Source organism: Paracoccus salipaludis (genome assembly GCF_002287065.1).
In the GTDB taxonomy this organism is placed as follows: domain Bacteria; phylum Pseudomonadota; class Alphaproteobacteria; order Rhodobacterales; family Rhodobacteraceae; genus Paracoccus; species Paracoccus salipaludis.
In genome coordinates this window covers 1-504 of the sequence record NZ_NSJZ01000181.1, presented here as the reverse complement: position 1 = coordinate 504, position 504 = coordinate 1, and the positions used below count along the sequence as shown (strand labels likewise).

Annotated in this window: 1 protein-coding gene; it reads left to right on the top strand. The window is 43.5% G+C overall.

Annotated elements, in window-relative coordinates:
• On the top strand, positions 1-494 hold a 494-nt coding region (locus CK240_RS18875; RefSeq protein ID WP_167650123.1), incomplete at its 5' end, for a hypothetical protein.
• Positions 495-504: the final 10 nt, after the last annotated feature.

The following is a 504-nucleotide window of genomic DNA, read 5'->3' as shown; positions in this document are numbered from 1 at the left end:
CTTGGAACAGGCAGGTTGGCTTCTCCACTGATGATGGGCGGCAAAGATTCGCGCGCGATATTGAACGGGCGTTCGGTCGGTTTGCATTCCCAGATAAGTTCAATGACATTCTCACACCCTTTGTAGAGAAAATTAAGAAGAACGTTAATAAGCCCAATAAGGAATTTGGCGGAAAGCTTCTAGCTGTTGATGAAATCCGTGTTTCAACCACCTCCTCTTGGGAGGAACTGCCAGTTCAGCTGTCCTTCTTAGTTATTTGGAGCGATGCTGCTACTGATGATGCTAAATCTGCGGTTAGGGAGACGTTCATTAAAGAGCTTGCTGGCTTGAAGTGGGATAAGGATTTCTTTCTTTCCACGGATCAGGATATTCCTGCTATAAGGTTTGGAACGTATGATGATATTTCCTCGCGAGATTATTTAAGCTCATTTGCTATTGATGTGACGAACCTTTCGTTTTCATCCTTTTATCAGTCTCAGACCGGTAAGTCATAAAATTATATCG